Below are 22,488 nucleotides of genomic sequence, written 5' to 3' on the forward strand. Positions count from 1 at the left end.
GCCCCGAACCAGTCGGGGCGTTTTTCATCTGGCGATCAAGCCGGGCTTACTTGCCCTGCCAGCGCTTCAGGACCAGGGTGGCATTGGTGCCGCCGAAGCCGAAGCTGTTGCTCATCACGTTGTTCAACTCAACATTTTCGCGGGTCTTGGTCAGGACCGGCATGTCAGCGACTTCCGGGTCCAGCTCTTCGATGTTGGCGGAACCGGCAATGAACTTGCCTTCCATCATCAGCAGGCAGTAGATCGTTTCGTGAACGCCAGCGGCGCCCAGGGAGTGACCGGACAGGCTCTTGGTCGAACTGATGACCGGGGCCTTGTCGCCGAAGACTTCACGCACACCTTTCATTTCCGCGACATCGCCGACCGGAGTCGAGGTGCCGTGGGTGTTCAGGTAGTCGATCGGGCCGTCGACGGTGGCCATGGCCATCTGCATGCAACGCACCGCGCCTTCGCCGCTTGGCGCGACCATGTCGTAGCCGTCGGAGGTTGCACCGTAGCCGACGATTTCCGCGTAGATCTTCGCGCCACGGGCCAGAGCGTGCTCCAGCTCCTCGACCACCACCATGCCGCCGCCGCCGGCGATGACGAAACCGTCACGCTTGGCGTCGTAGGCGCGGGAGGCCTTTTCCGGGGTTTCATTGTACTGGGTGGACAGCGCGCCCATGGCATCGAACAGGAACGACTGGCTCCAATGTTCTTCTTCACCGCCACCGGCGAAGACGATGTCCTGCTTGCCCATCTGGATCTGCTCCAGGGCGGTACCGATGCAGTGAGCACTGGTGGCGCAAGCGGAGGAGATCGAGTAGTTCAGGCCCTTGATCTTGAACGGCGTGGCCAGGCACGCGGAAACGGTGCTGCCCATGGTGCGGGTCACGCGGTACGGCCCGACGCGCTTGACGCCCTTTTCGCGGAGGATATCCAGCGCTTCCATCTGGTTCAGGGTCGAGGCGCCGCCGGAGCCAGCCACCAGGCCAGTACGCGGGTTGGACACCTGCTCTTCGCTCAGACCGGAGTCGGCGATGGCGTCTTTCATGGCCAGGTAGGCGTAAGCCGCCGCGTGGCCGACGAAGCGATAGATCTTGCGATCGATCAGCTCTTCGAGATTGAGGTCAATGGAGCCGGAAACCTGGCTACGCAGACCCATTTCGGCATATTCCGGGTTGAAGCGGATGCCAGGGCGGCTTGCACGCAGGTTAGCGGAGACGGTCTCTTTGTCATTGCCCAGGCACGAAACGATGCCCAGACCAGTGATAACGACGCGGCGCATGCGAATAACCCTTAGAAGTTGTCAGTGGAAGTAAAAACGCCGACCCGAAGGCCTTCGGCGGTGTAGATCTCGCGACCGTCGACCGTCACCGAACCATCGGCAATGGCCAAGTTCAGCTTGCCTTTGAGGACGCGCTTGATCTGAATGTTGTAGGTCACTTTCTTGGCGGTCGGGAGGACCTGGCCGAAAAATTTCACTTCGCCCGAACCCAGCGCACGACCACGGCCCGGCAGACCCTGCCAGCCGAGGAAGAAACCGACCAGTTGCCACATGGCGTCGAGGCCCAGGCAGCCTGGCATCACCGGATCGCCCTCGAAGTGACAAGCGAAGAACCACAGGTCCGGAGTGATATCCAGTTCGGCGACCAATTCACCCTTGCCGTACTTGCCACCCTCTTCGCTGATATGGGTGATGCGATCGACCATCAGCATGTTGGGGGCGGGCAGTTGCGCGTTACCTGGGCCGAACAGCTCGCCACGACTGCAGCGCAGCAGATCTTCCCGGGTAAAGGCGTTTTGTTTGGTCATGCGAGCTCCTCAATAGTCCCATGCGGCAGGTGGGGCAAATCTTCCCGGCCGATCGAAGCGTTCATGCCTCGAATCGACAGCCTACTCATAGACTATTGCGTTGTGGTGAAAGTCACAGCACCAAGGACATGAATGTACACTTGTGCACTGAAATTTTTATTCAAGCCGGTTTTCCAGCTCATTCGGGTGCCTAAGACTGCCGCACTTTCGTCTTTCACGCCAGTCGCACATCGTATTCAGGGCAGCCATTTCCGGAGAATCTGCTGTAAGTCCACACGTTTGAAGGGCTTGGCCAGGTAGTCGTTCATGCCCGCCCGCAGGCAGCTTTCGCGATCGCCCTGCAAAGCGTTGGCGGTCAGGGCGATGATCGGTACCTGAGCGTACTCGGGCAGTTGGCGGATTTGTCGGGTGGCTTCGTAGCCGTCGACAATCGGTAGCCGGCAGTCCATCAGGATCGCCGCGAACAGGCCGTTGCGAGCCCGGTCGATGGCCTGGGCGCCGTCGGTGGCCAGGCTGACGTCGAAGCCGAGGCCGCGCAACATGGCGTCGATCACGGTCTGGTTGACCGGGTTGTCCTCCACCAGCAGCACCTTGCGCCCTTCGCCATGACCGCTCGACATGGGCGCCGAGGCGGCGGTTTCGGTCGGATGATGCAGGGCCAGGGGGATTTCCAGGGTGAACACCGAACCCAGGCCTTCTTCGCTGTGGGCGTGCAGGGTGCCGCCCATGCGCTCGGCCAGGGTTCGTGCAATGGGCAGGCCCAGGCCGGTGCCGCCGTAGCGCCGGGAGATCGAGCTGTCGGCCTGCTGGAAGGCATCGAACATCAGTTCCAGGCGTTCGCTGGAAATGCCGATGCCGCTGTCGCGTACCGTGCAGGTGAACCACAGCACATCGTCGTCCAGCGCCTGCCAGTGCGGTTCGATGCCGACGCTGCCGTGTTCGGTGAATTTCAGCGCATTGCCGATCAGGTTGACCAGGATCTGGCGGATCCGTGTCGGGTCGCCCTTGACCTGCAGGGCCAGCATGTCCGTGGGGATCTGCAGGTCCAGGTGCAGGCCGCGTTGGCTGGCATTGTGCTGGAAGGCCTGGGCGCAACTGTTGAGCAGTTCCGCGAGGTTGAACGGAATATGTTCCAGCTCCAGGGCCGAACGTTCGATCCGTGAGAAGTCGAGGATATCGTTGATCACCTTGAGCAGGTGCTCGGTGGACTCCGAGGCCAGGGCCGCGTATTCGCTCTGTTCCTCGGTCATTTCGGTGGTTTCGAGCAATTGCAGCATGCCCAGTACACCGTTCATCGGCGTGCGCAGTTCATGGCTCATCATGGCCAGGAAGTCCGACTTGGCATTGTTCGCCCGTTCCGCTTCCTCACGGGTCTGGATCAGTTGGGCGATGGCCTGGTGCTGTTCGCGGCTGGCCTGTTCCAGGGCGCCGGCAAGGTTATTGATATGTCGCGACAGGGCCCCGAGCTCGGCGTCGTCGACCACCGGCAGTTGGGTCTTGTAGTCGCCCTGTTGAATGGCCTTGACCGCCAGGCCCATGGCGCTGATCGGTTGCGCCAGGCTGGCCGCCAGTCGCCGGGCCAGGAGAAAGGTGAAGAGCAGGGCGAACAGCGCCAGGATCCCGGCCTTGAGCAGGATTTCCTGTTGCCGCTGGCTGAAGGCGTCATTGGACATGCCGACAATCACCCGCCCCAGATAGTCCTCGCTCGGCGCCACGCTGGGGGCGCTGCCTTCCTGCAGGAAGTCGTTGTCCAGTTGAATGCGTTGCAGGCGCACCGGCGCCAGGAACAGTTTCAGCGACTGTGGCCGGGCGAGCTCCGGCGCGGGTTGTTCGACATGGACCAGGATATTGTTGCTACGGTCCTGGACCTCGAGGAAGCGTACGTGGGGTGTGGCCAGGGTCGCCCGCATCAGGCTCTCGAGGACTTCGCTGTTGCCGGAAATCACCCCGTATTCGGTGGCCGGGGCCAATTGGTTGGCGATCAGTTGGCCGGTGTGGTCGAGTTCCTGGCGCAGGTCCTGGATCCGCACGAAGGTGAAGAAACTGATCAACAGCAACGTCAGTAACAGCGCGGGGCCGAGGCTGATCATCTGGGTCCGGGCACTGATGCCCCAATACCGGCGCAGGGTCATGGGCGGGTTTCTCCTTCGGCCAGCCGGATGGCGAGCGAGGCTTCGTCGATCGGCTCGATACCCAGGGCGCGGGCGACTTGCGGGTTGCTCAGAACCTTGAAACGGTGCGGGTACAGGTTGCCCGGCCAGCTGGACGGGGCACGGTCGAGCAATTCGTCGAGGATCGCCAGCCAGTCGCTCTGGTCGCTGTAGGTGCTGGCCAGGCTGCCGGCCTTGACGAAACCGGCGTTGGGGCCGATCAGCGCCAGTTGCCGGGCATAGCTGCTGAGCAGCAGGTTCTTCGCGGTCCGGGGGTTATACAAGGTCGGATCGTCCAGCCCCAGCAAGACGTCGCTGCTCTTGAGCAGGGTTTGCAGCGGACGACTGTCGCTGGTGTCGTCCCAGCGCTGGGTGACGATCTCCAGCCCCAGAGGCCGGGCCGCCTGGTTCAGTTCGGTGAGCAGGAATTCGCTGCCCTGGGTATACAGCACGCCGATCCGCCGGGCCTGGGGCATGACTGCGCGGATCAGGCGCAGTTGGCGCGACAGCGGCGGATCGCTCCACAGCAGGCTCAAATTGGCCGGCAAGCTGTTGCCCAGGCGCTGCATCGCCTGCAGGCGGCTGATGCGCAAGACCAGGGTCGCCGGCCCCTGTTTATCCTTCAGCCGCCAGTCGAGGCTCGGCGGGTCCAGCAGGATCAGCCGGGTGGCGGGGGGCAGGTGGCTGGGGGCGGGCATCTGGGCCAGGGGCACGAAGCGTATCTGGTCGCTCGGGCGCTGTTGTGCCAGGGCGGCGGTAAAGACCCGGACCCCGGGGCTGTCCTCCAGGCCGGTCAACAGCACCTCGGCCGAGCGCGCCGGGACGCTCGACAACAGCACGAACAGGGCCAGGCCCAGTCGCCTCAGGCGTCGGTTCCATGCAGATGTCATCCTTGACCTCGGGTGGCTCATGCTCAGAACTCCAGTTCTGCGCTGAAGTAGACGGCGCGGCGCTGGTTGTAGTTGTTGTCGATCCAGGTAACGGGTTGGTCGTCGAGGCGTTGTTGCAGCATCCCGGCCAGTTCCAGGCTGGCCTTGTTAAAGGGAATACGCTTGGCCAGGCGCAGGTCGACCCGTTCGAAGCGGTACTGGTTGATGGCCGCGTCGCCATAGTAGAAGGCCGAGCTCGACCAGCCGCCGCCCCAGTCGCGCATCCAGCCGGCCGAGCCGCTGTTGCGGGCGGTGAACTGCTCGTCGACCGGGTTGCTGGCCTGGACATCGACATAGGCATAGGTCAGGCGCAGGCGGTCGGCGCTGCCCAGGCGCCAGTCGAACTGGGCTTCGCTACCGGTGAAGCGGGAGCTGTTGGCGTTGCTGGCGATAAACTGGTTGTTGCGCAACGGCGTGCTGATCATGTCGCTGATTTCGTCGTAGAACAGTTTCACGTCGAGGCTCAGGCCGATCTCGGCGAAGAAACCGTTATAGCCCAGTTCCCGCGAGCGCATCCGCTCCTTGTCCAGGTTTCCCGGGCCGCGGGTCTGGACAAAATACTGGCCGCTGCTCTGGCCGTAGGTGGGCGAGCTCAGGTTGGTGACCTTGTAACTCCAGTTGACGTTGTTCTCGAACATGTCCGGCGAGCGTATGGCTTCGGAATACACCGCGCGTAAGCCATGCCGGGGATTGATCAGGTAGTTGACCGCAAAGCGCGGGGTCAGGGAGGCGCCGGTCAGTTGCGCGTCTTCGTACATGGCGCCGCCCTGCACCAGCCAGTGTTCGCTGGCACGCCATTCGAGCTGGCCGAACAGGCGCCAGGTGCTGTCGTCGATGGTGCCGTTGAAATAGGTCTCGGAGTCGGCCTTGTCATAACGATAGTTCATGCCGCTGACCAGGCGCAGGCTGTCCGACAGGCTCAGGGTGTCCTGCAGTTCGAGATCGTAGCGGGTTTCGCGGGTGCTCTGGTCGATATCGCCGCAGACGGTCTGGCTGGCCCCGCCGGCCCATTGGCCGAGGACCTGGCTGGCCAGATCCTGCTCCGCCGTGCTGCCTGCCGGCGGGCTTCCGGCATTAGAGTATTGTTTTATATTGCGCGCCAGGTTTTCGGCATAGTTGGGATTCAACTGCCACAACTGGGTCAGTTGCGGACTGAACGAGATCTTGGCATCGCAGGCGCGCCAGACCTGCTGGCGATCCCAGTGCTGGGCCGAACCCTGGATATACAGGCTGTGCTGGGGATTGAGGTCGAGGTTCCAGCGCAGCGAGCCGGCGTAGTCCTTGGCGACCACATCGGAGTTGTCGCCGGCCGCCGTGATATCGGGAAACACGGCCTTGTAGGTATAGGGTCGCTGGTTGGTGCCGTCCTTGACGTTCAATTGCCAGTCGATGCTCTGTTGTTCGTTGAGCGTCTGGCTGACCGAGAGATTGACGCGGGTGATGCGCCGGCCATCGCGGTAGTCATTGCCCAGGTGGTCACTCTGGAACCCGTCGTCGTCCTGGCCGGACATCGACAGGCGCAGGTCGCCGGTGCCCCAGCCGCTGCCCTGGCTGGCGTACCAGTCATTGATGCCACGTTCGCCACGGGTGATCTTCAGGGTCGCGCCGTGGGTACTGCCCGGTGACTTGGTGAGGATATTGACCACCGCCATCAGCGCATTGGCGCCGTAGCTGACGGTGTTGGGGCCGCGAAACACCTCGATGCGCTCGATATCCTCAAGGGCCACCGGGATATCGCTCCAGTCCACGGTCGCCAGGCCCGCGCGATAGACCGAGCGGCCATCGATCAGCACCTGCATGCGTCGGGCGTTGCTGGCATCGGTACCGTGGTAGTTGATGCTGGCCTGGTTGCCGTTGGTGTAGCCGACCATCATGCCCGGCACCAGGCGCAGCAGCTCGCTGATATCCCGGGCGCCGCTGGCCTTGATCAGTTCATTGTCGATGACCGTCATGCTGCCGGGTACCGCGGCCGGCGATTGTTTCAGACGGGTGGCGGTCAGCACCTCGGGCAAGGGCTGGTTTTCCAGAAACAGGTCGTCAGCCAGCAGCGGGCCGCTGAATATCAGGGCCAGGACGACGGAGGAGCGCGTGGTGGGGGGGCCAAAGGACACGGCACAGCCTTGAAAAAAATAATAGCCGTGCATGTTAACCGAGCTTGCCAGGTTTGCCATGGCGTATGGCCGTCATTGTATAGGCTGAATCGGTCAAGCGTCCGAAACCCAGGGCACGCCACCAACTTGTGGGAGCCGGCTTGCCGGCGATGGCGTCGGTAAGGACGCTGCAAGGCTCAAGGGTCCCATCGCTGGCAAGCCGGCGCCTAAAAGGATTGCGTCCGTTTAGAGGATTTGTATTGGGGCTGGCTGCCGGTGGCGTGCTCCGTATAATGCAGCCATCGCCATTGGTAGGGATAGACGGGTTACATATGACTGAACAGTACCCAATCGCGGTTCTGGGTGGCGGAAGTTTCGGCACTGCCATCGCCAATCTGCTGGCCGAGAACGGTCACCGGGTGCGCCAATGGATGCGTGATCCCGAGCAGGCCGAATCGATTCGCGTCAATCGCGAGAATCCGCGTTACCTCAAGGGCATCAAGGTGCACGCGGCGGTCGAGCCGGTCACCGACCTGGTCGCGACCCTTGACGACTGCGAGCTGTTTTTTGTCGCCTTGCCCTCCAACGCCTTGCGCAGTGTGCTGGCGCCCCATGCCGAACGCCTGGGCGGCAAGCTGCTGGTGAGCCTGACCAAGGGCATTGAGGCACAGACCTTCAAGCTGATGAGCGAGATTCTCGAAGATATCGCGCCACAAGCACGGATTGGCGTGTTGTCCGGGCCGAACCTGGCCCGCGAAGTGGCCGAGCACGCCTTGACCGCCACGGTGGTCGCCAGCGAAGACGAGGCACTCTGCAGCCGCGTCCAGGCCGCGCTGCATGGCCGGACCTTCCGCGTCTATGCCAGCGCCGACCGCTTTGGCGTCGAGCTGGGCGGGGCGTTGAAGAATGTCTACGCGATCATTGCCGGCATGGCGGTGGCGCTGGGCATGGGTGAGAACACCAAGAGCATGCTGATTACCCGGGCCCTGGCGGAAATGACCCGCTTTGCCGTCAGCCAGGGCGCCAACCCCATGACTTTCCTTGGCCTGGCCGGGGTCGGCGACTTGATCGTCACCTGTTCCTCACCGAAGAGCCGCAACTACCAGGTCGGTTTCGCTCTCGGCCAGGGCCTGAGCCTGGAAGAGGCGGTCACCCGCCTGGGCGAGGTCGCCGAAGGGGTCAATACCCTCAAGGTATTGAAGGTCAAGGCGCAGGAAGTTGGAGTCTATATGCCCCTGGTGGCCGGTTTACATGCCATTCTGTTTGAAGGGCGGACCCTGAACCAGGTGATCGAGCTGCTGATGCGCGGCGAGCCGAAAACCGATGTCGATTTTATTTCCACCAGCGGTTTCAACTGATATTCAGCGCCACGGGAGCGAGTCATGAACGAGTCCAAGTACGAATCCATTGTGTTGCGCATTGTCTGGATGCTGGTGTTCCTGCTGGTCTGGCAGGTCGCCCAGTTCATCCTCGGCGGAGTCGTGCTGGTGCAGTTGGGCTATCGGCTGTTCTATGGCGCGCCGAGTGCCAACCTGATGAACTTCGGCGACAGCCTGAGCCAGTTCCTCGCCCAGATCGGTCGTTTCGGCAGTTTCCATAGCGAACAGAAGCCCTGGCCGTTCGCCGATTGGCCGGCACCACGGGCTCCGGAAGGCGAAGCCGCGCATGTGGTGCCGCCGGCGCCGCATCCGGCCCGTGACGAGGAGCCCAAGCTATGAAAGTCTGGGTTCTGCGTCATGGCGAAGCCGAACCCCAGGCCCGCAGTGATGCCGAACGGGTGCTGACCGCCCATGGCCGCGAGCAGGTCCTGCGCAGCGCCGCCCAACTGATCGGCCAGCCGTTGCAGGCGATCTACGCCAGCCCTTACCTGAGGGCGCAACAAACCGCGCAGCTGGTGCGTGATGTGCTGGGTTTCGAGGCCGAGATCATTACCGTGCCCTGGCTGACCCCGCAGAGCAATCCGCGCGATGTCAGCCTGCGGCTCGACACGGGGCAGAACCTGTTGCTGGTCAGCCATCAGCCGCTGGTGGGCAGTCTGCTCAGCTTGTTGCTGCACGGCCATCTGCACCAGCCGGAGCCCATGGGCACGGCCAGCCTCGCCGAGCTGGAAGGGGAGTTGCCGCTGGACGGGTCGATGACGCTGTTGGGCGTCAGGCACCCCTGAGGGTCAGTGGCTCAACACCGCACCGAGCAAATCGGTGCGGGTGTTTTTCAAGGTGGCGGCGTTGACCCTGGCGCCCTTGAACAGGCAGGCCTCAAAGTGACCGGAGAGCACGGTGTTCCTCAGGTCGCAATGGCTGAAGTCGTTGCTTTTGAAACCACTGGAGAGCAGCGCCGCGTTGAGATTGGCGGCTCTGAAGTCGGCCTCCTGATATTGCCCGAAAAATCTCACCCCGCGTAAATCCCCGCCGCTCAGGTCAACGCCGATCATATTGACGTTGGTCACCTGCAAGGCCCTTAACGCCTGGCAGATGGATGCCTTGCTCCAGTACCTGAACGCGCGGCGGGTATCCTCGTCCTGGAATGGCAGGTCCTGGATGGCCTGGTGATCCCGGGCGGCGATGTTCAGGGCGCAGCGCTTCAGGGCGTTGGTCAGTTGCGGTGATAGCGAGGGCGGTACCCGCAAGTCGAAGAGTTTCTTCTGCACATGCAGGGACACCCGGCCGCCACCGTCCAGGTGAACACCGTCCCAACTGTTCAGGATGCCAGGGAAGCGGGCGGCGGCGGCCACCATCAATTCCAGCAGGTCGGCCAACGGGTACTGGCGCAGGGACGGCGCGCTGCCGAGGAACAGCCGCGCCTGGAGCAGCGAGTCCTTCAAGCCGAGCAGGGTCAGGTCGCGTTCGCTCCGCGAGAAATCGTCTGACATCAGCTCGCGGACCGCGCCGCTGTGCGGTTCGCCCGGGCTGGTGTTTGTGAGAACGGGGAGCTGGGCGTTGACCTGGGCGTTACCCGAGGGCATGAAGCGGCGAAGAAGACGGCCTATCGTTGCCATGGAAATCTCTTGCAAGGGCTGGAAGGCGGAAATTCGACGCGATATGCCCCGTGGCGACTATCAGATTCCGCCCGGCTTTCCTGGCGCGGGCTGCTGCCTCCTGCACTTGATGGGGGCTTTTTCAGCTTGCGAGCTTCTGTTCTTCCGTGAAATAGTCGACCGAGCGTCTGCTTGGTTGGTCGGACCTTGGCCGTGTGGCGCCTGAGGTGAACACGGGGCGAGGGTAGGGCCGCGGCTAAGACGAATAATCAGCGTAGGGGAATCAATAATGGCTTTGTGGCGCACCGTACCGAATCTCGAACAACTCAATGCCTTGCAGAAAAACACCATCGGCGAACTGCTGGATATCCGCTTCGAGACCTTTGATGAGGAATCGCTGACCGCCAGCATGGTCATCGATCATCGCACCCATCAACCCTACGGGCTGTTGCACGGTGGCGCCTCGGTGGTGCTGGCCGAAAGCGTCGGTTCCATGGCCAGCTACCTGTGCATCGACGCGAGCAAGTTCTATTGCGTGGGCCTGGAAATCAACGCCAACCACCTGCGCGGCCTGCGCAGCGGGCGGGTCACCGCCGTGGCCAAGGCCATCCATATCGGCCGTACCACCCATGTCTGGGATATCCGCCTGAGCAGTGACGAAGGCAAGGCCAGTTGCGTGTCGCGCCTGACCATGGCCGTGGTGCCGCTGGGGCAAACAGCGCCGGCGCGCTGAGTCGAACCATAGCGATGGCCGGACTGTCATCATTCCTGGCAGTTACGGTCATTGCCGTCGGGCCGGCGCCTGCCGACAATGAACACCTGTCTTTTTCGAGATGTGCCCGGTATGTCGCAGCCTGTGTTCTTCGCCCACGCCAACGGTTTTCCCTCGGGCACCTACGGCAAATTGTTCGCCGCGCTGGCGCCGGAGTATCAGGTGGCGCATCTGCAACAGCATGCCCACGACCCGCGTTTTCCGGTGGATGACAACTGGCGCAACCTGGTCGACGAACTGATTCATCATCTGCAGCAACAGCCCGAGCCGGTTTGGGGCGTCGGCCACTCCCTGGGCGGCGTCCTGCACCTGCACGCGGCCCTGCGTTGCCCGTGGCTCTACAAGGGCGTGGTGATGCTCGACTCGCCGGTGCTGACCCGCGCCGACCAGTGGCTGATCCGCGCGGCCAAGCATCTGGGCTTTATCGATCGTCTGACGCCGGCCGGCCGTACCCTCGGGCGACGGGAAGAATTTGCCGATCTGGAGTCCGCGCGCCGCTACTTTGCCGGCAAGAGCCTGTTTCGCGGTTTCGATCCGGAGTGCTTCGATGCCTATCTGCAACACGGTCTGCGCCAGGACGGCGACCGCCTGCGCCTGAGTTTCGATCCGGCCACGGAAATCCGCATCTATCGTGGTGTGCCCCATACCAGCCCGGGGTTGGCCCGGCATTTGAAGGTACCGCTGGCGGTGGTCCGTGGTCAGCAGAGCCGTGTGGTCATGCGCCATCACACCCGCAGTGTCGGCCGCCTGCCCCATGGCGAATCCCTGAGCTTGCCCGGCGGCCACATGTTTCCCCTGGAGCGTCCGCAGGACACCGCGCGCTTGCTCAAGGATATTTTCGCCCGCTGGGAACGCCAGGCCGGGCAGGGGTGCTGCGCATGAGCCATGCCGTTGAAGAGGTGCGCCTGAGCCTGCCACATATCGAGTTGGCGGCTCATCTGTTCGGTCCCGAGGATGGGCAGCCGGTGATTGCCTTGCACGGCTGGCTGGACAACGCCAACAGTTTCGCGCGTCTGGCGCCGAAGCTCCACGGCCTGCGCATCGTCGCCCTGGACATGGCCGGGCACGGGCATTCCGGGCATCGACCGGTGGGGGCCGGGTATGCGCTGTGGGACTACGTCTACGACGTCTTGCAGGTCGCCGAACAGTTGGGTTGGAAGCGCTTCAGCCTGTTGGGGCATTCGCTGGGCGCGATCGTCTCCATCGTGCTGGCCGGTGCCTTGCCGGACCGGGTGACGCGCCTGGCCCTGATCGATGGGGTGATTCCACCCACCGGCAGTGGCGAAAACGCCGCCGAGCGCCTGGGCATGGCCTTGCAGGCGCAGCTGGCGTTGCAGGACAAGCGCAAGTCGGTGCATTCGACCCTGGACCGGGCCATCGAGGCGCGGATGAAGGGGTTGGTGGCGGTCAGCCGCGAAGCCGCCGAACTGCTGGCCCAGCGCGGCCTGATGCCGGTGCCCGGTGGTTACACCTGGCGTAGCGACAATCGCCTGACCTTGCCGTCGCCGTTGCGCCTGACCGAGGAGCAGGCCATGGCCTTTATCCGCCGCATCGTCTGCCCGACCCAACTGGTGGTGGCCGAGCAAGGCATACTGGCCCAGCACAAGGACTTGCTCGATCGTCTACCCTTCAGTCTGGAACGCCTGCCGGGTGGGCACCATCTGCACCTGAACGACGAGGCCGGCGCCCTCCTTGTCGCAGACTGTTTCAATCGCTTTTTCTCCACGCCTTGACTTGTCGCCTGCAACTGTCGAGGCTTGGTGGGTTGAAAGGGAGACAACCATGCCAGACCTCGACCTCCACACGACCTTGAGTCGTCCTGTTCCGGCACGTCCTGTTCCGGTTATCGCGCTTACCGTTCAGGCCCTGTCTATCCGATGATGAAGTTATCCACAGCCCTGGCCTGCGCCGTTGGGATGGCCTGTTGCAGTTCGCCGCTTTTCGCCGCCGATGTCCCGGGTAGCCATGATCTGGCGCTGGTGCCGCGCCTGGCCGATGCGCAGATCGTCGACTATCGGGCGCCCGCCGAACTGGAGCGGATTTATCCACAGAGCGCGATCCGCAAGATCAGCAACCGCCTGCGCACCGATGCCCAGGTCAGTGCCCGTGGGCAGATGACCTCGGTGACCTACGAATTGCCCCCTGAACACGGTGCCGACGAAGCCTTCACCGCGGCGCGCGAAGCCTTGCAGAAGCAGGGTGCGCAGCTGCTGTTCTGGTGCCAGGCCCGCGATTGCGGGGAAAACAGCCTGTGGGCCAATGAAGTGTTCGGCAACTCCACGTTGTCCGGTGCCGACGATCAGCAGGCTTACCTGCTGCTGCGCCTGGCGGCCCCGGCGGATAATTCACTGGTGGCCTTGTACAGCATCACCCGTGGCAACCGCCGCGCCTACCTGCATGTGGAGCAGTTCGCCGCCGCTTCACCGCTGGGCGAATTGCTGCCCACCTCGGCGACCTTGCTGCGGGAACTGCGCGATACCGGCAAGCTCGACTTCCCGATGTTGGCCGGTGCGCCCCAGGACACCTGGGTCACCCTGATTTCCCGCGGCCTGAACCTGGACGCTACCTCGCGGGTCAGCCTTTCGGGGGCCTCCGCCGAGGCCTGGCGCCAGGCGCTGATGGCCCAGGGTGTGAGGGCCGCACGCCTGGAGGTTGGCGGCGCCGCTTCCAGCGGTTTGCATATCGAATTGCTGCGCTAGAGGCTGTACGAAAGGCCCCCGAGAGACGATCATGCGCGTTTACGGCTGAACCCCGGTCGTCTGTCGGTAAAAAACGCCCGGCCCTGGCTTCGCCTACGCTTTGATTGCCTCTCTTTGTCTGGAATACCGATGCCCAATAATGATCGTCTGCTGGTGCAGATACTGCTCCTGGTGCTGTTCGGTGCCACCTTGTGGGTGCTGGCACCGTTCTGGTCGGCGCTGTTCTGGGGCGCCGTGCTGGCGTTTGCCAGTTGGCCGCTGATGCGCCTGTTGACCCGCGTGCTCGGCCACCGCGAATCCCTTGCGGCCGGGCTGCTGACCCTGGGCTGGATGCTGCTGGTGGCCGTGCCCCTGGTCTGGCTGGGGCTCAACCTGGCGGACCATGTGCGCGATGCGGTGACCTTTATCAAGGATGTCCAGGTCGACGGGCTGCCGGCGGCACCGGCCTGGCTGGGCACCTTGCCGATCGTCGGCGAACGCCTGGTGGGCATCTGGAACACCATCGACCAGCAAGGCGCGGCCATGCTGGTGGCGATCAAGCCTTATCTGGGGCAGGTCGGCAACTGGCTGCTGGCGCGCAGTGCGCAGATCGGCGGCGGGATCCTCGAACTGACCCTGAGTATCGTCTTCGTGTTCTTTTTCTATCGCGACGGTCCGCGGCTGGCGACCTTTATCCACGGCTTGCTGGAACGGTTGATCGGCGAGCGTGCCGATTACTACCAGGAACTGGTGGCCGGTACGGTGCAGCGGGTGGTCAACGGTGTGATCGGCACGGCGGCGGCCCAGGCGGTGCTGGCGCTGATCGGTTTCCTCATCGCCGGTATCCCCGGCGCCCTGGTGCTGGGCATCGCGACCTTCCTGCTCAGCCTGATTCCGATGGGGCCGCCGCTGGTCTGGATTCCCGCCACGGCTTGGCTGGCCTGGAAAGGCGAGTACGGCATGGCGGTGTTTCTCGGGATCTGGGGCACCTTCATCATCAGCGGCGTGGACAACGTGCTCAAGCCGTACCTGATCAGCCGTGGCGGCAACCTGCCGTTGGTGATTGTGTTGCTGGGAGTGTTCGGCGGCTTGATCGCCTTCGGCTTTATCGGCCTGTTTATCGGCCCGACCTTGCTGGCGGTGGCCTACAGCCTGTTGATCGACTGGAGTACCAGCCAGTCGCGGCGGTAGGAGCGAGCTTGCTCGCGATGGACCTCAACGATGACATGGGGTACCTGACGCCCTGCGGTGTCAGGACCACCATCGCGAGCAATCGAGCGTCGACCGGCTGCTCCTACAAGTAGGTGGATCAGGCAGCGGCGGCGACGCTGCTGCTGTTCTGTGCCACGGTCTGGCTCTTGAGGTTGACCATCAACCGACTCAAAGCCTCGGCGATGTTTTCCTGGGCAGTCTGGCTGTTGGTGCCCGACCCTGTACCCGAGCCGCTACCGGTGTTGCTGCTACCGCTTGCACTGGCCAGAGCCTGGAGCAGCAGCGTGGTGGCGTTGAGGCTGGCGCTGGTGCTTGTGCTGCTGGTGCTGCTTGTCGTGCCAGTGGTCGAACTGCTGGTCGAGGTGCCCTGCAAGGCGCTGGTCAACTCGGCCTGACTGATGCTGCCGCCACCATTGCTGTCCAGTGCGCTGAACAGGTCGCTGGCGGACATCGAGGGTGGCGGTGCTGGCGGTTGGTTCGCGGCCAGGGCCGAGGCCAGCTCGCTGGTGCTGATGCTGCCGCTGTTGTCGGTGTCCAGGGCGCTGAATATCGAGGCACTGTCGGCGGTGCTGCCGGCGTTGGTCAGCCCGGTGGCCAGTTCGCTGCTGCTGATGGAACCGTCACCGTTGGTGTCCAGGGCCTTGAGCAGGGCATCGGCCAGTTGGGTATCGGGCTTGCCGTCGCCACCGCCATGACCGTGCGGCTTCATCGCCGACAGTTCAGTGGCGCTGATGGTGCCGCTGCCGTCGGTGTCCAGGGCGCTGAAATTCTGGCTCAGGTCATTGAGCACTTTGCTGCCGCTGTTCTGCGACAGGGCCGCGTTCAGTTCGTCTTTGCTGATGGAGCCGTCACCATTGGTGTCGAGCTTGGCCAGCAGTTGCTTCTGGAACTGTTGCTGGCGTTGCGTCGCCGTCGTGCTGCTGGTGTTGTAACCGGTATAGCTCGAGTAGTTGCTGACGCTACTGATCGTGCTCATAAGTGCACACTCCCTAAGTGTTGGCAAAGCCGATGACAGTGCACCGGCTTGTGCAGACTCCAAGGCTAAGGTGTCGAGGGTGTGTGGGCTTTGTACCGGCGGTTACACAGAGTGCTCAGGCCCGGGGTAGACGCACCACCGCGGTCAGGCCGCCGCCCGGGGTTTCTTCCAGGGTCAACTCGCCACCCAGGCGCTGGGCCGCTTCCCGGGCAATGGTCATGCCCAGGCCGACGCCGCCGGAGTTGCGGTTGCGCGAACCTTCCAGGCGAAAGAAGGGTTCGAACACCGCTTCGCGTTTCTCCGCGGCAATCCCCGGACCATGGTCGATGACCCGGATCAGCAGTTGTCGACGGTTGTCTTCCAGGGTGATCAGGGCATCGCCGGCGTAGCGCAGGGCATTGTCCAGCAGGTTGTTCAGGCACGAACGCAACGCCATGGGTTGCACCAGCAACGGCGCGCAATGGCCGCTGGCCTGGACCTGCGAGCCCTGGTCCTGGGCGTTTTCGCACAGTGACTCGACCAGGGCCTGGACGTCCATCCATTGCATGGCTTCGCTGGTGCGCTGTTCATGCAGGTAGCTGAGGGTAGCGTCGAGCATGCTGATCATGTCGTCCAGGTCCTGGCGCATCTGGCCCTGGAGTTTCATGTTGTCGACCTGTTCAAGCCGCAGCTTGAGGCGGGACAGCGGCGTGCGCAGATCATGGGACACGGCGCCGAGCATGCGTCCACGCTGTTGCACCTGTTCCCGGATGCGTTGCTGCATCAGATTGAACGTGTTGGCCGCCAGCCGCGCCTCGCGCGGGCCGGTTTCATCCAGTGGCGGGCTGTTGAGGTCTTCGCTGAGGCGCTCGGCGGCATCGCTCAGGCGCTGGATCGGTCGGGACAGCAGTTTGGCGCCATACCAGGCGACAATCACCAGGGAAATCACCTGGAATGTCAGCGGCACCAACGGTCCGCCAAACCAGGGCCGGGGCGGGCGACGATGGGGCGGCGGATGGTCGGGGTCGAAATTCTCCATCATGCCGGGAGGGGGCGGTGGCGGCGGTGGGCCGCCGTAATGATGAAACCAGAGAAAACCCAGCAAGTGGGCGAGGATGATCGCCACCAGCGACACGCCGAACAGGCGACCGAACAGCGTGTCGAGGCGGGTGCGCATCAGCCGATTTCTCTCGCGTCGAACAGGTAGCCTTCACCCCGCACGGTCTTGATCAGTTGCGGTGATTTCGGATCGTCGCCGAGTTTCTGCCGCAGGCGTGAGACCAGCAGGTCGATGCTGCGGTCGAACGCTTCGATGGAGCGACCCCGGGCGGCATCGAGCAACTGCTCACGGCTGAGCACCCGGCGCGGGCGTTCGATAAACACCCAGAGCAGCCGGAACTCGGCGTTGGACAGCGGCACCACCAGCCCGTCGTCGGCGATCAATTGGCGCAGCACACTGTTCAGGCGCCAGTTGTCGAAGCGGATATTGGCCCGCTGTTCGGTCCGGTCGTCGCGCACCCGGCGCAGGATGGTCTGGATGCGGGCCACCAGTTCACGGGGCTCGAAGGGCTTGGCCATATAGTCGTCGGCGCCCAGCTCCAGGCCGATGATGCGGTCGGTGGGTTCGCAACGGGCGGTGAGCATCAGGATCGGGATGTCCGATTCGGTGCGCAGCCAGCGACACAACGACAGGCCGTCTTCACCCGGCAGCATGAGGTCGAGGACCACCACGTCGAAGGTTTCCAGCTGCAAGGCCTGGCGCATGCCGGCGCCGTCGGTGACACCGGTGGCCTGGATGCTGAAGCGCGCCAGGTAGTCGATCAGCAGTTCGCGAATGGGGATGTCGTCATCGACGATCAGCGCGCGGACATTCCAGCGCTTGTCATCGCCCGTTGGAAGCGATTTGTTGACGTCAGCCAGAGGAGCGGGAGTGTTCTGCATGCGTGCGATTATCTACCGGTAAGCAGCCAGCGCCTGATAAGTAGGGGGGCCGCGAATTGTTGCAGGATAGATACCCGGCTCGAAGCCAGGAATCCCTTTCAAGTGTAGCCATGCAAGAAGCTACAGGGGGGGGATGTTGGCCGCTTGTCGGTTGTGTATCTGGACTGATACAAATATTCCCCGTCAAACCGCTTATCTCCCTGGAGCTCGTCCGGATTCTAGGGTGTAACGCCTACGTAAAGTCACTCTTTACGCCTTCTTTACGCATCGCCCCCGGCGTCGCTCTCGTTCCTTTACGGCCTCCCTCACGACAATAAGCCCCACACACGGCCGTTGCCGTACCAAGGGGAAAATTCCATGAGCATTCTGGACGGGGTGTCACTGCTGCTGGCTGTGGCGCTGTTCATTTATCTACTGGTTGCGCTGTTGCGCGCGGACCGGAACTAGGAGCGGCAGGTATGCACAGTTATGACTATTTGCTGATCCTGGCGTTTCTTGTGCTGGTGCTTGCGCCCGCACCGGCATTGGGACGGTTTTATTACCAGGTGATGGAAGGTCGGCGGACCTGGCTAACGCCGCTGCTGGGGCCAGTGGAGCGGGCCTGTTATCGCCTGTCCGGGGTGGACGCCAGTAGCGAACAGAGCTGGCAGAAATACGCTCTGGCCTTGCTCGCCTTCAACTTCGCGGGCTTCCTGCTGTTGTTCGCGATCCTGCTGTTGCAGCAGTACCTGCCGCTCAACCCGCAGAATCTGCCGGGTCTGGAGTGGACCCTGTCGTTCAATACCGCCGTCAGTTTCATGACCAACACCAACTGGCAGAACTACAGCGGTGAAGCCTCGCTCAGCTACCTGAGCCAGATGGCCGGCCTGACCGTGCAGAACTTCGTCAGTGCCGCCACCGGCCTGGCCGTGCTGGTTGCACTGTGCCGCGGCATCAGCCGGCGTTCAACGGCGACCCTGGGCAACTTCTGGGTCGACATGACCCGCGCCACGCTCTACGGCCTGTTGCCGATGTGTCTGGTGCTGGCGCTGTTCCTGGTCTGGCAGGGTGTTCCGCAGACCTTTGCGCACTACGTCAATGCCGTGACCCTGCAAGGTGTCGACCAGGTCATTCCCCTGGGCCCGGCGGCCAGCCAGATTGCGATCAAACAGCTGGGCACCAACGGCGGCGGTTTCTTCGGCGTCAACTCGGCCCACCCGTTCGAAAACCCCACCGCCCTGAGCGATCTGATCGAGCTGGTGTCGATCATCCTGATTCCGGCGGCTCTGGTCTTCACCTTCGGCCATTACGTCAAGGACCTGCGCCAGAGCCGGGCCATCATGGCCTGCATGCTGTCCCTGTTGTTGATCGGTGGCGCGGTCTCGCTATATGCCGAGTATCAGCCGAACCCGGCGCTGCACAATCCGCTGGTGGAGCAGACCGCTCCGTTGGAGGGCAAGGAAACCCGCTTCGGTACGACCGCCAGCGTGGTGTGGGCGGTGACCACCACGGCGGCGTCGAATGGATCGGTCAATGCCATGCATGACAGCCTCAACCCCCTGAGCGGGATGGTGGCGCTGGTCAATATGATGGTCGGCGAAGTGATCTTCGGCGGCGTCGGCGCGGGCCTCTACGGCATGCTGCTGAACGTGCTGATCGCGGTCTTCCTCGCCGGCCTGATGATCGGCCGTACCCCGGAATACCTGGGCAAGAAGCTCCAGGCCAAGGAAGTGCAACTGCTGGTGGTGACCCTGCTAGTGATGCCGGTGGGCACCCTGGTGCTCGGCGCGCTGGCTGCCAGCCTGCCAGGACCGGCCGCCGCGATCAGCAATCCGGGGCCCCATGGTTTCAGCCAGTTGCTGTACGCCTACACCTCGGCTTCGGCCAACAACGGTTCGGCGTTTGGCGGTTTCAGCGCCAACACTACGTTCCATAACCTGATGATGAGCTTGAGCATGTTGCTCGGCCGCTTCGGTTACATCCTCCCGGTACTGGCCCTGGCCGGTAGTCTGGCGATGAAGAAGACTGCGCCGATTGGCCAGAACAGTTTCCCGACCCATGGCCTGCTGTTCGTCACGCTGTTGACTGTGACCATCCTGCTGGTGGGTGGCCTGACCTTTCTGCCGACGCTGGCGTTGGGACCGATTGCCGAACATCTGAGCATGGGTTTCTGAGGATTTGATGATGAATATGCCTCTTCCCGCAGCAAAAACGGCGCAAGCCAAACCGGCCGAGCCAGCCAAGACCGCGATGTCGGCCCTGTGGCGTCCGGCCCTGGTCCAAGCCTTCGTCAAGCTCGACCCGCGCCAGTTGCAACGGGCGCCGGTGATGTTCGTGGTCGAACTGACGGCGATCCTGACCACTGTCCTGTGCTTTGTGCCGGACAGCACTGTTTCGCTCTTTATCTCCGCCCAGATCGCCGTCTGGCTCTGGTTCACCGTGTTGTTCGCCAACTTTGCCGAAGCCCTGGCCGAAGGCCGCGGCAAGGCCCGCGCCGACAGCCTGAAGGCTGGCAGCGAAGGCCTGGTGGCCCATCGCCGCAAGGCCAATGGCAGCTTTGAGTCGGTTCCGGCCGCCAACCTGCGCAAAGGCGATGTGGTACGGGTGGCCGCCGGGGACATGATTCCCGGCGACGGCGAGGTGATCGAAGGGATCGCCGCGGTCAACGAGGCGGCGATTACCGGTGAGTCCGCACCGGTGATCCGTGAGTCCGGTGGCGACCGCTCGGCGGTCACCGGCAATACCCGCCTGGTGTCCGACTGGCTGATCGTGCGCATCACCGCCAACCCCGGTGAATCGACTCTGGACCGCATGATCGCCCTGGTGGAGGGCGCCAAGCGGCAGAAGACCCCCAACGAAGTGGCGCTGGATATCCTGCTGATCGGTCTGACCCTGATCTTCCTGCTGGTGGTGGTGACCTTGCAGCCGTTCGCCCGTTTCTCCGGCGGCAGTTTGCCGCTGGTGTTCCTGGTGGCGCTGTTGGTGACCCTGATCCCGACGACCATCGGCGGCCTGCTCTCGGCCATCGGTATCGCCGGGATGGACCGCCTGGTGCGCCTGAACGTGATTGCCAAGTCCGGCCGTGCGGTGGAAGCGGCGGGTGACGTGCATGTGCTGTTGCTGGACAAGACCGGCACCATCACCTTCGGTAACCGTCGCTGCACGGCGGTCTATGCCACCCCTGGCGTCAGCGCCAAGGAATTGGCCGAAGGCGCCTTGCTCGCCTCGCTGGCGGATGACACCGCCGAAGGCAAGTCGATTGTCGAGTACCTGCGCGAACTGCACCCCCAGCAAGAACCGGCGGCGAGCGAACTGACCGCCGTGCCGTTCAGTGCCGAAACCCGCCTGTCGGGTGTCGACTACCAGGGCCGGGTGTATCGCAAGGGCGCGGTGGATTCGCTGCTGGCCTTTGTCGGTCAGAAACGCAGCGACCTGTCGCCGGTATTGTCCCGGGAAGTCGACCGGATCGCCCAGAGTGGTGGTACGCCGTTGCTGGTCTGCGCCGATGGCCGGCTGCTGGGGGCCATTCACCTGAAGGACGTGGTCAAGCCGGGCATCCGTGATCGCTTCGCCGAGTTGCGCAAGCTGGGTATCCGTACCGTGATGGTGACCGGCGACAACCCGCTGACCGCCGCGGCGATCGCCGCGGAGGCGGGGGTTGACGATGTACTGGCCGAGGCCACCCCGGAGAAGAAGCTGGCGCGGATTCGCCTGGAACAGAACGACGGTCGTCTGGTGGCGATGTGCGGTGACGGTGCCAACGACGCCCCGGCACTGGCCCAGGCCGACGTTGGCATGGCGATGAACGATGGTACCCAGGCGGCGCGCGAGGCGGCGAACATGGTCGACCTCGACAGCGACCCGACCAAGTTGCTGGACGTGGTGCAGATCGGCAAGGAGTTGCTGGTGACGCGGGGGGCGCTGACCACCTTCTCGATTGCCAACGACGTGGCCAAGTACTTCGCCATCCTGCCGGCGCTGTTCGCCTCGATTTATCCACAGCTGGGCGTGCTCAACATCATGCACCTGACCAGCCCGCAGAGCGCGATTCTCTCGGCGATCGTGTTCAACGCTCTGATCATCGTCGTGCTGATCCCGCTGGCGCTGCGCGGCGTGCGGGTGCAGGCGGCGAGTGCCGCGCATCTGTTACGGCGCAACCTGCTGATCTACGGGCTGGGTGGGATCGTGGTGCCATTTGTGGGGATCAAGGCCATCGACATGCTGCTGACGGCGCTGCACCTGGTGTGACGCAACGAGCTTGCCGAAACGTATGAAAATTGTGGGAGCCGGCTTGCCGGCGATGAGGCCAGTGAGACTTGCATCGCCTGATCGACCGCTATCGCCGGCAAGCCGGCTCCTACAGGTTGTGTACCCCTGAATTTGAGGAATTGAACATGTCCAGCGTAGTACGTCCGGCCTTGAGCCTGTTGGTCCTGATGACCCTGATGACCGGCGTCGCCTATCCCCTGGTGGTCACCGGTGTAGCCCAGGTGGTCTTCCCGGAACAGGCCAATGGCAGCCTGGTACGCGATGCCGATGGCAAGGTCCGTGGCTCGGCCCTGATTGCCCAGGATTTCACCGGTGATACCTGGTTCCATCCGCGCCCTTCGGCGGGGGCCTTCGCCACCGTGTCGAGTTCGTCGAGCAACCTGAGTCCGAGCAACCCGGCCCTGGCCACGCGGATCTTCGACGATGCCAGTAAGCAGGCGGTACCCGGTCAGGGGCCTGTGCCTCTGTCCATGCTGACCACCTCGGCCAGCGGCCTTGATCCGCACTTGCCTCCTGAGGCAATTCGCTATCAACTGGCGCGAGTGGCGCAGGCGCGCCACCTGCCGGCGGCCGATGTCGAGCGACTGGTGGAAATGCATATCGAGCAACCGTTGATTGGCCCACCGGTGGTCAATGTGTTTGCCTTGAATGCGGCCCTGGCCGAAGTTTCGAAATAATGCGGCAAATGCCACTAACACCGCGAACCTTGTAGGCGCCAGCTTGCTGGCGATGCGATCTGGTAGCC

At 63.3% G+C, this 22,488-nt stretch carries 21 protein-coding genes; 12 read left to right on the top strand and 9 right to left on the bottom strand.

Annotated elements, in window-relative coordinates; genetic code table 11:
* Window positions 1-46: 46 nt before the first annotated feature.
* The 5 genes from fabB to AC07T0_RS20330 form a co-directional block, all read right to left on the bottom strand.
* On the bottom strand, window positions 47-1,267 hold the full coding sequence (gene fabB, locus AC07T0_RS20310; RefSeq protein ID WP_495002902.1) for a beta-ketoacyl-ACP synthase I: 1,221 nt from the start codon (window positions 1,265-1,267) through the stop codon (window positions 47-49).
* An 11-nt stretch (window positions 1,268-1,278) separates the two neighbouring features.
* Complete coding sequence (gene fabA / locus AC07T0_RS20315) at window positions 1,279-1,794, bottom strand: 3-hydroxyacyl-[acyl-carrier-protein] dehydratase FabA (protein WP_017127984.1); 516 nt, start codon at window positions 1,792-1,794, stop codon at window positions 1,279-1,281.
* A gap of 236 nt (window positions 1,795-2,030) precedes the next feature.
* Window positions 2,031-3,926 carry an ATP-binding protein gene (locus tag AC07T0_RS20320; protein WP_495002903.1) on the bottom strand — a complete coding sequence of 632 codons (1,896 nt, stop codon included), beginning with the start codon at window positions 3,924-3,926 and terminating at the stop codon, window positions 2,031-2,033.
* Window positions 3,923-4,834, bottom strand: coding sequence for an ABC transporter substrate-binding protein (locus tag AC07T0_RS20325; RefSeq protein ID WP_495002904.1), 912 nt, complete (start codon window positions 4,832-4,834; stop codon window positions 3,923-3,925). The genes AC07T0_RS20320 and AC07T0_RS20325 overlap by 4 nt, the downstream gene beginning before the upstream one ends.
* A gap of 23 nt (window positions 4,835-4,857) precedes the next feature.
* Window positions 4,858-6,984 (bottom strand): TonB-dependent receptor plug domain-containing protein, encoded by a 2,127-nt coding sequence (locus AC07T0_RS20330; RefSeq protein WP_495002905.1) that lies wholly within the window; start codon window positions 6,982-6,984, stop codon window positions 4,858-4,860.
* Between the two features lie 311 nt (window positions 6,985-7,295).
* Between AC07T0_RS20330 and AC07T0_RS20335 the strand changes: the two genes are divergently transcribed.
* The 3 genes from AC07T0_RS20335 to sixA are packed head-to-tail and all read left to right on the top strand — an operon-like array spanning window position 7,296 to window position 9,127.
* Window positions 7,296-8,321, top strand: coding sequence for an NAD(P)H-dependent glycerol-3-phosphate dehydrogenase (locus tag AC07T0_RS20335; RefSeq protein ID WP_495002906.1), 1,026 nt, complete (start codon window positions 7,296-7,298; stop codon window positions 8,319-8,321).
* Window positions 8,322-8,345: 24 nt separating this feature from the next.
* Window positions 8,346-8,681, top strand: a complete 336-nt coding sequence (locus AC07T0_RS20340; RefSeq protein WP_495002907.1) for a DUF4389 domain-containing protein — start codon at window positions 8,346-8,348, stop codon at window positions 8,679-8,681.
* Window positions 8,678-9,127: a phosphohistidine phosphatase SixA gene (gene sixA, locus AC07T0_RS20345; protein WP_495002908.1), complete on the top strand. Its 450-nt coding sequence runs from the start codon at window positions 8,678-8,680 to the stop codon at window positions 9,125-9,127. Before AC07T0_RS20340 ends, sixA begins: the two co-directional genes overlap by 4 nt.
* A gap of 3 nt (window positions 9,128-9,130) precedes the next feature.
* On the opposite strand, the gene AC07T0_RS20350 is transcribed toward sixA, so the two are convergent.
* Entirely contained in the window at window positions 9,131-9,958 is an 828-nt protein-coding gene (locus AC07T0_RS20350; protein WP_495002909.1) for a pentapeptide repeat-containing protein, read from the bottom strand.
* Window positions 9,959-10,226: 268 nt separating this feature from the next.
* On the opposite strand from AC07T0_RS20350, the gene AC07T0_RS20355 reads away from it, so the two are divergent.
* The 5 genes from AC07T0_RS20355 (at window position 10,227) to AC07T0_RS20375 (ending at window position 14,578) form a co-directional block, all read left to right on the top strand.
* A complete protein-coding gene (locus tag AC07T0_RS20355) occupies window positions 10,227-10,670 on the top strand; it encodes a hotdog fold thioesterase (protein ID WP_495002910.1) in 444 nt (147 codons plus the stop codon).
* Window positions 10,671-10,781: 111 nt separating this feature from the next.
* Window positions 10,782-11,591 (top strand): alpha/beta fold hydrolase, encoded by an 810-nt coding sequence (locus AC07T0_RS20360; RefSeq protein ID WP_495002911.1) that lies wholly within the window; start codon window positions 10,782-10,784, stop codon window positions 11,589-11,591.
* The gene (locus AC07T0_RS20365) at window positions 11,588-12,442 is read left to right on the top strand and encodes an alpha/beta hydrolase (RefSeq protein ID WP_495002912.1); all 855 of its coding nucleotides are present in this window, start codon (window positions 11,588-11,590) and stop codon (window positions 12,440-12,442) included. The genes AC07T0_RS20360 and AC07T0_RS20365 overlap by 4 nt, the downstream gene beginning before the upstream one ends.
* A gap of 147 nt (window positions 12,443-12,589) precedes the next feature.
* Window positions 12,590-13,408 (top strand): DUF4892 domain-containing protein, encoded by an 819-nt coding sequence (locus AC07T0_RS20370; RefSeq protein WP_495002974.1) that lies wholly within the window; start codon window positions 12,590-12,592, stop codon window positions 13,406-13,408.
* Window positions 13,409-13,537: 129 nt separating this feature from the next.
* The gene (locus AC07T0_RS20375; protein WP_495002913.1) at window positions 13,538-14,578 is read left to right on the top strand and encodes an AI-2E family transporter; all 1,041 of its coding nucleotides are present in this window, start codon (window positions 13,538-13,540) and stop codon (window positions 14,576-14,578) included.
* 118 nt (window positions 14,579-14,696) lie between these two features.
* Here AC07T0_RS20375 and xopAW read toward each other — a convergent pair whose 3' ends face one another.
* The 3 genes from xopAW to AC07T0_RS20390 all read right to left on the bottom strand — a co-directional run bounded on the left by xopAW (window position 14,697) and on the right by AC07T0_RS20390 (window position 17,495).
* Entirely contained in the window at window positions 14,697-15,575 is an 879-nt protein-coding gene (gene xopAW, locus AC07T0_RS20380; RefSeq protein ID WP_495002914.1) for a XopAW family type III secretion system calcium-binding effector, read from the bottom strand.
* Between the two features lie 115 nt (window positions 15,576-15,690).
* Window positions 15,691-16,731, bottom strand: coding sequence for an ATP-binding protein (locus tag AC07T0_RS20385; RefSeq protein WP_495002915.1), 1,041 nt, complete (start codon window positions 16,729-16,731; stop codon window positions 15,691-15,693).
* On the bottom strand, window positions 16,731-17,495 hold the full coding sequence (locus AC07T0_RS20390; protein WP_218225209.1) for a response regulator: 765 nt from the start codon (window positions 17,493-17,495) through the stop codon (window positions 16,731-16,733). The genes AC07T0_RS20385 and AC07T0_RS20390 overlap by 1 nt, the downstream gene beginning before the upstream one ends.
* A 357-nt stretch (window positions 17,496-17,852) precedes the next feature.
* Between AC07T0_RS20390 and kdpF the strand changes: the two genes are divergently transcribed.
* From kdpF to kdpC, 4 genes are all read left to right on the top strand, one after another.
* Window positions 17,853-17,942, top strand: coding sequence for a K(+)-transporting ATPase subunit F (kdpF, locus tag AC07T0_RS20395; protein WP_017128001.1), 90 nt, complete (start codon window positions 17,853-17,855; stop codon window positions 17,940-17,942).
* Between the two features lie 11 nt (window positions 17,943-17,953).
* Window positions 17,954-19,648: a potassium-transporting ATPase subunit KdpA gene (gene kdpA, locus AC07T0_RS20400; protein WP_495002916.1), complete on the top strand. Its 1,695-nt coding sequence runs from the start codon at window positions 17,954-17,956 to the stop codon at window positions 19,646-19,648.
* Between the two features lie 10 nt (window positions 19,649-19,658).
* Entirely contained in the window at window positions 19,659-21,722 is a 2,064-nt protein-coding gene (gene kdpB, locus AC07T0_RS20405; protein ID WP_495002917.1) for a potassium-transporting ATPase subunit KdpB, read from the top strand.
* Between the two features lie 146 nt (window positions 21,723-21,868).
* On the top strand, window positions 21,869-22,420 hold the full coding sequence (kdpC, locus tag AC07T0_RS20410; RefSeq protein WP_495002918.1) for a potassium-transporting ATPase subunit KdpC: 552 nt from the start codon (window positions 21,869-21,871) through the stop codon (window positions 22,418-22,420).
* Window positions 22,421-22,488 lie beyond the last annotated feature (68 nt).

It is taken from the genome of Pseudomonas sp. GW821-FHT04D07, from assembly GCF_059420225.1.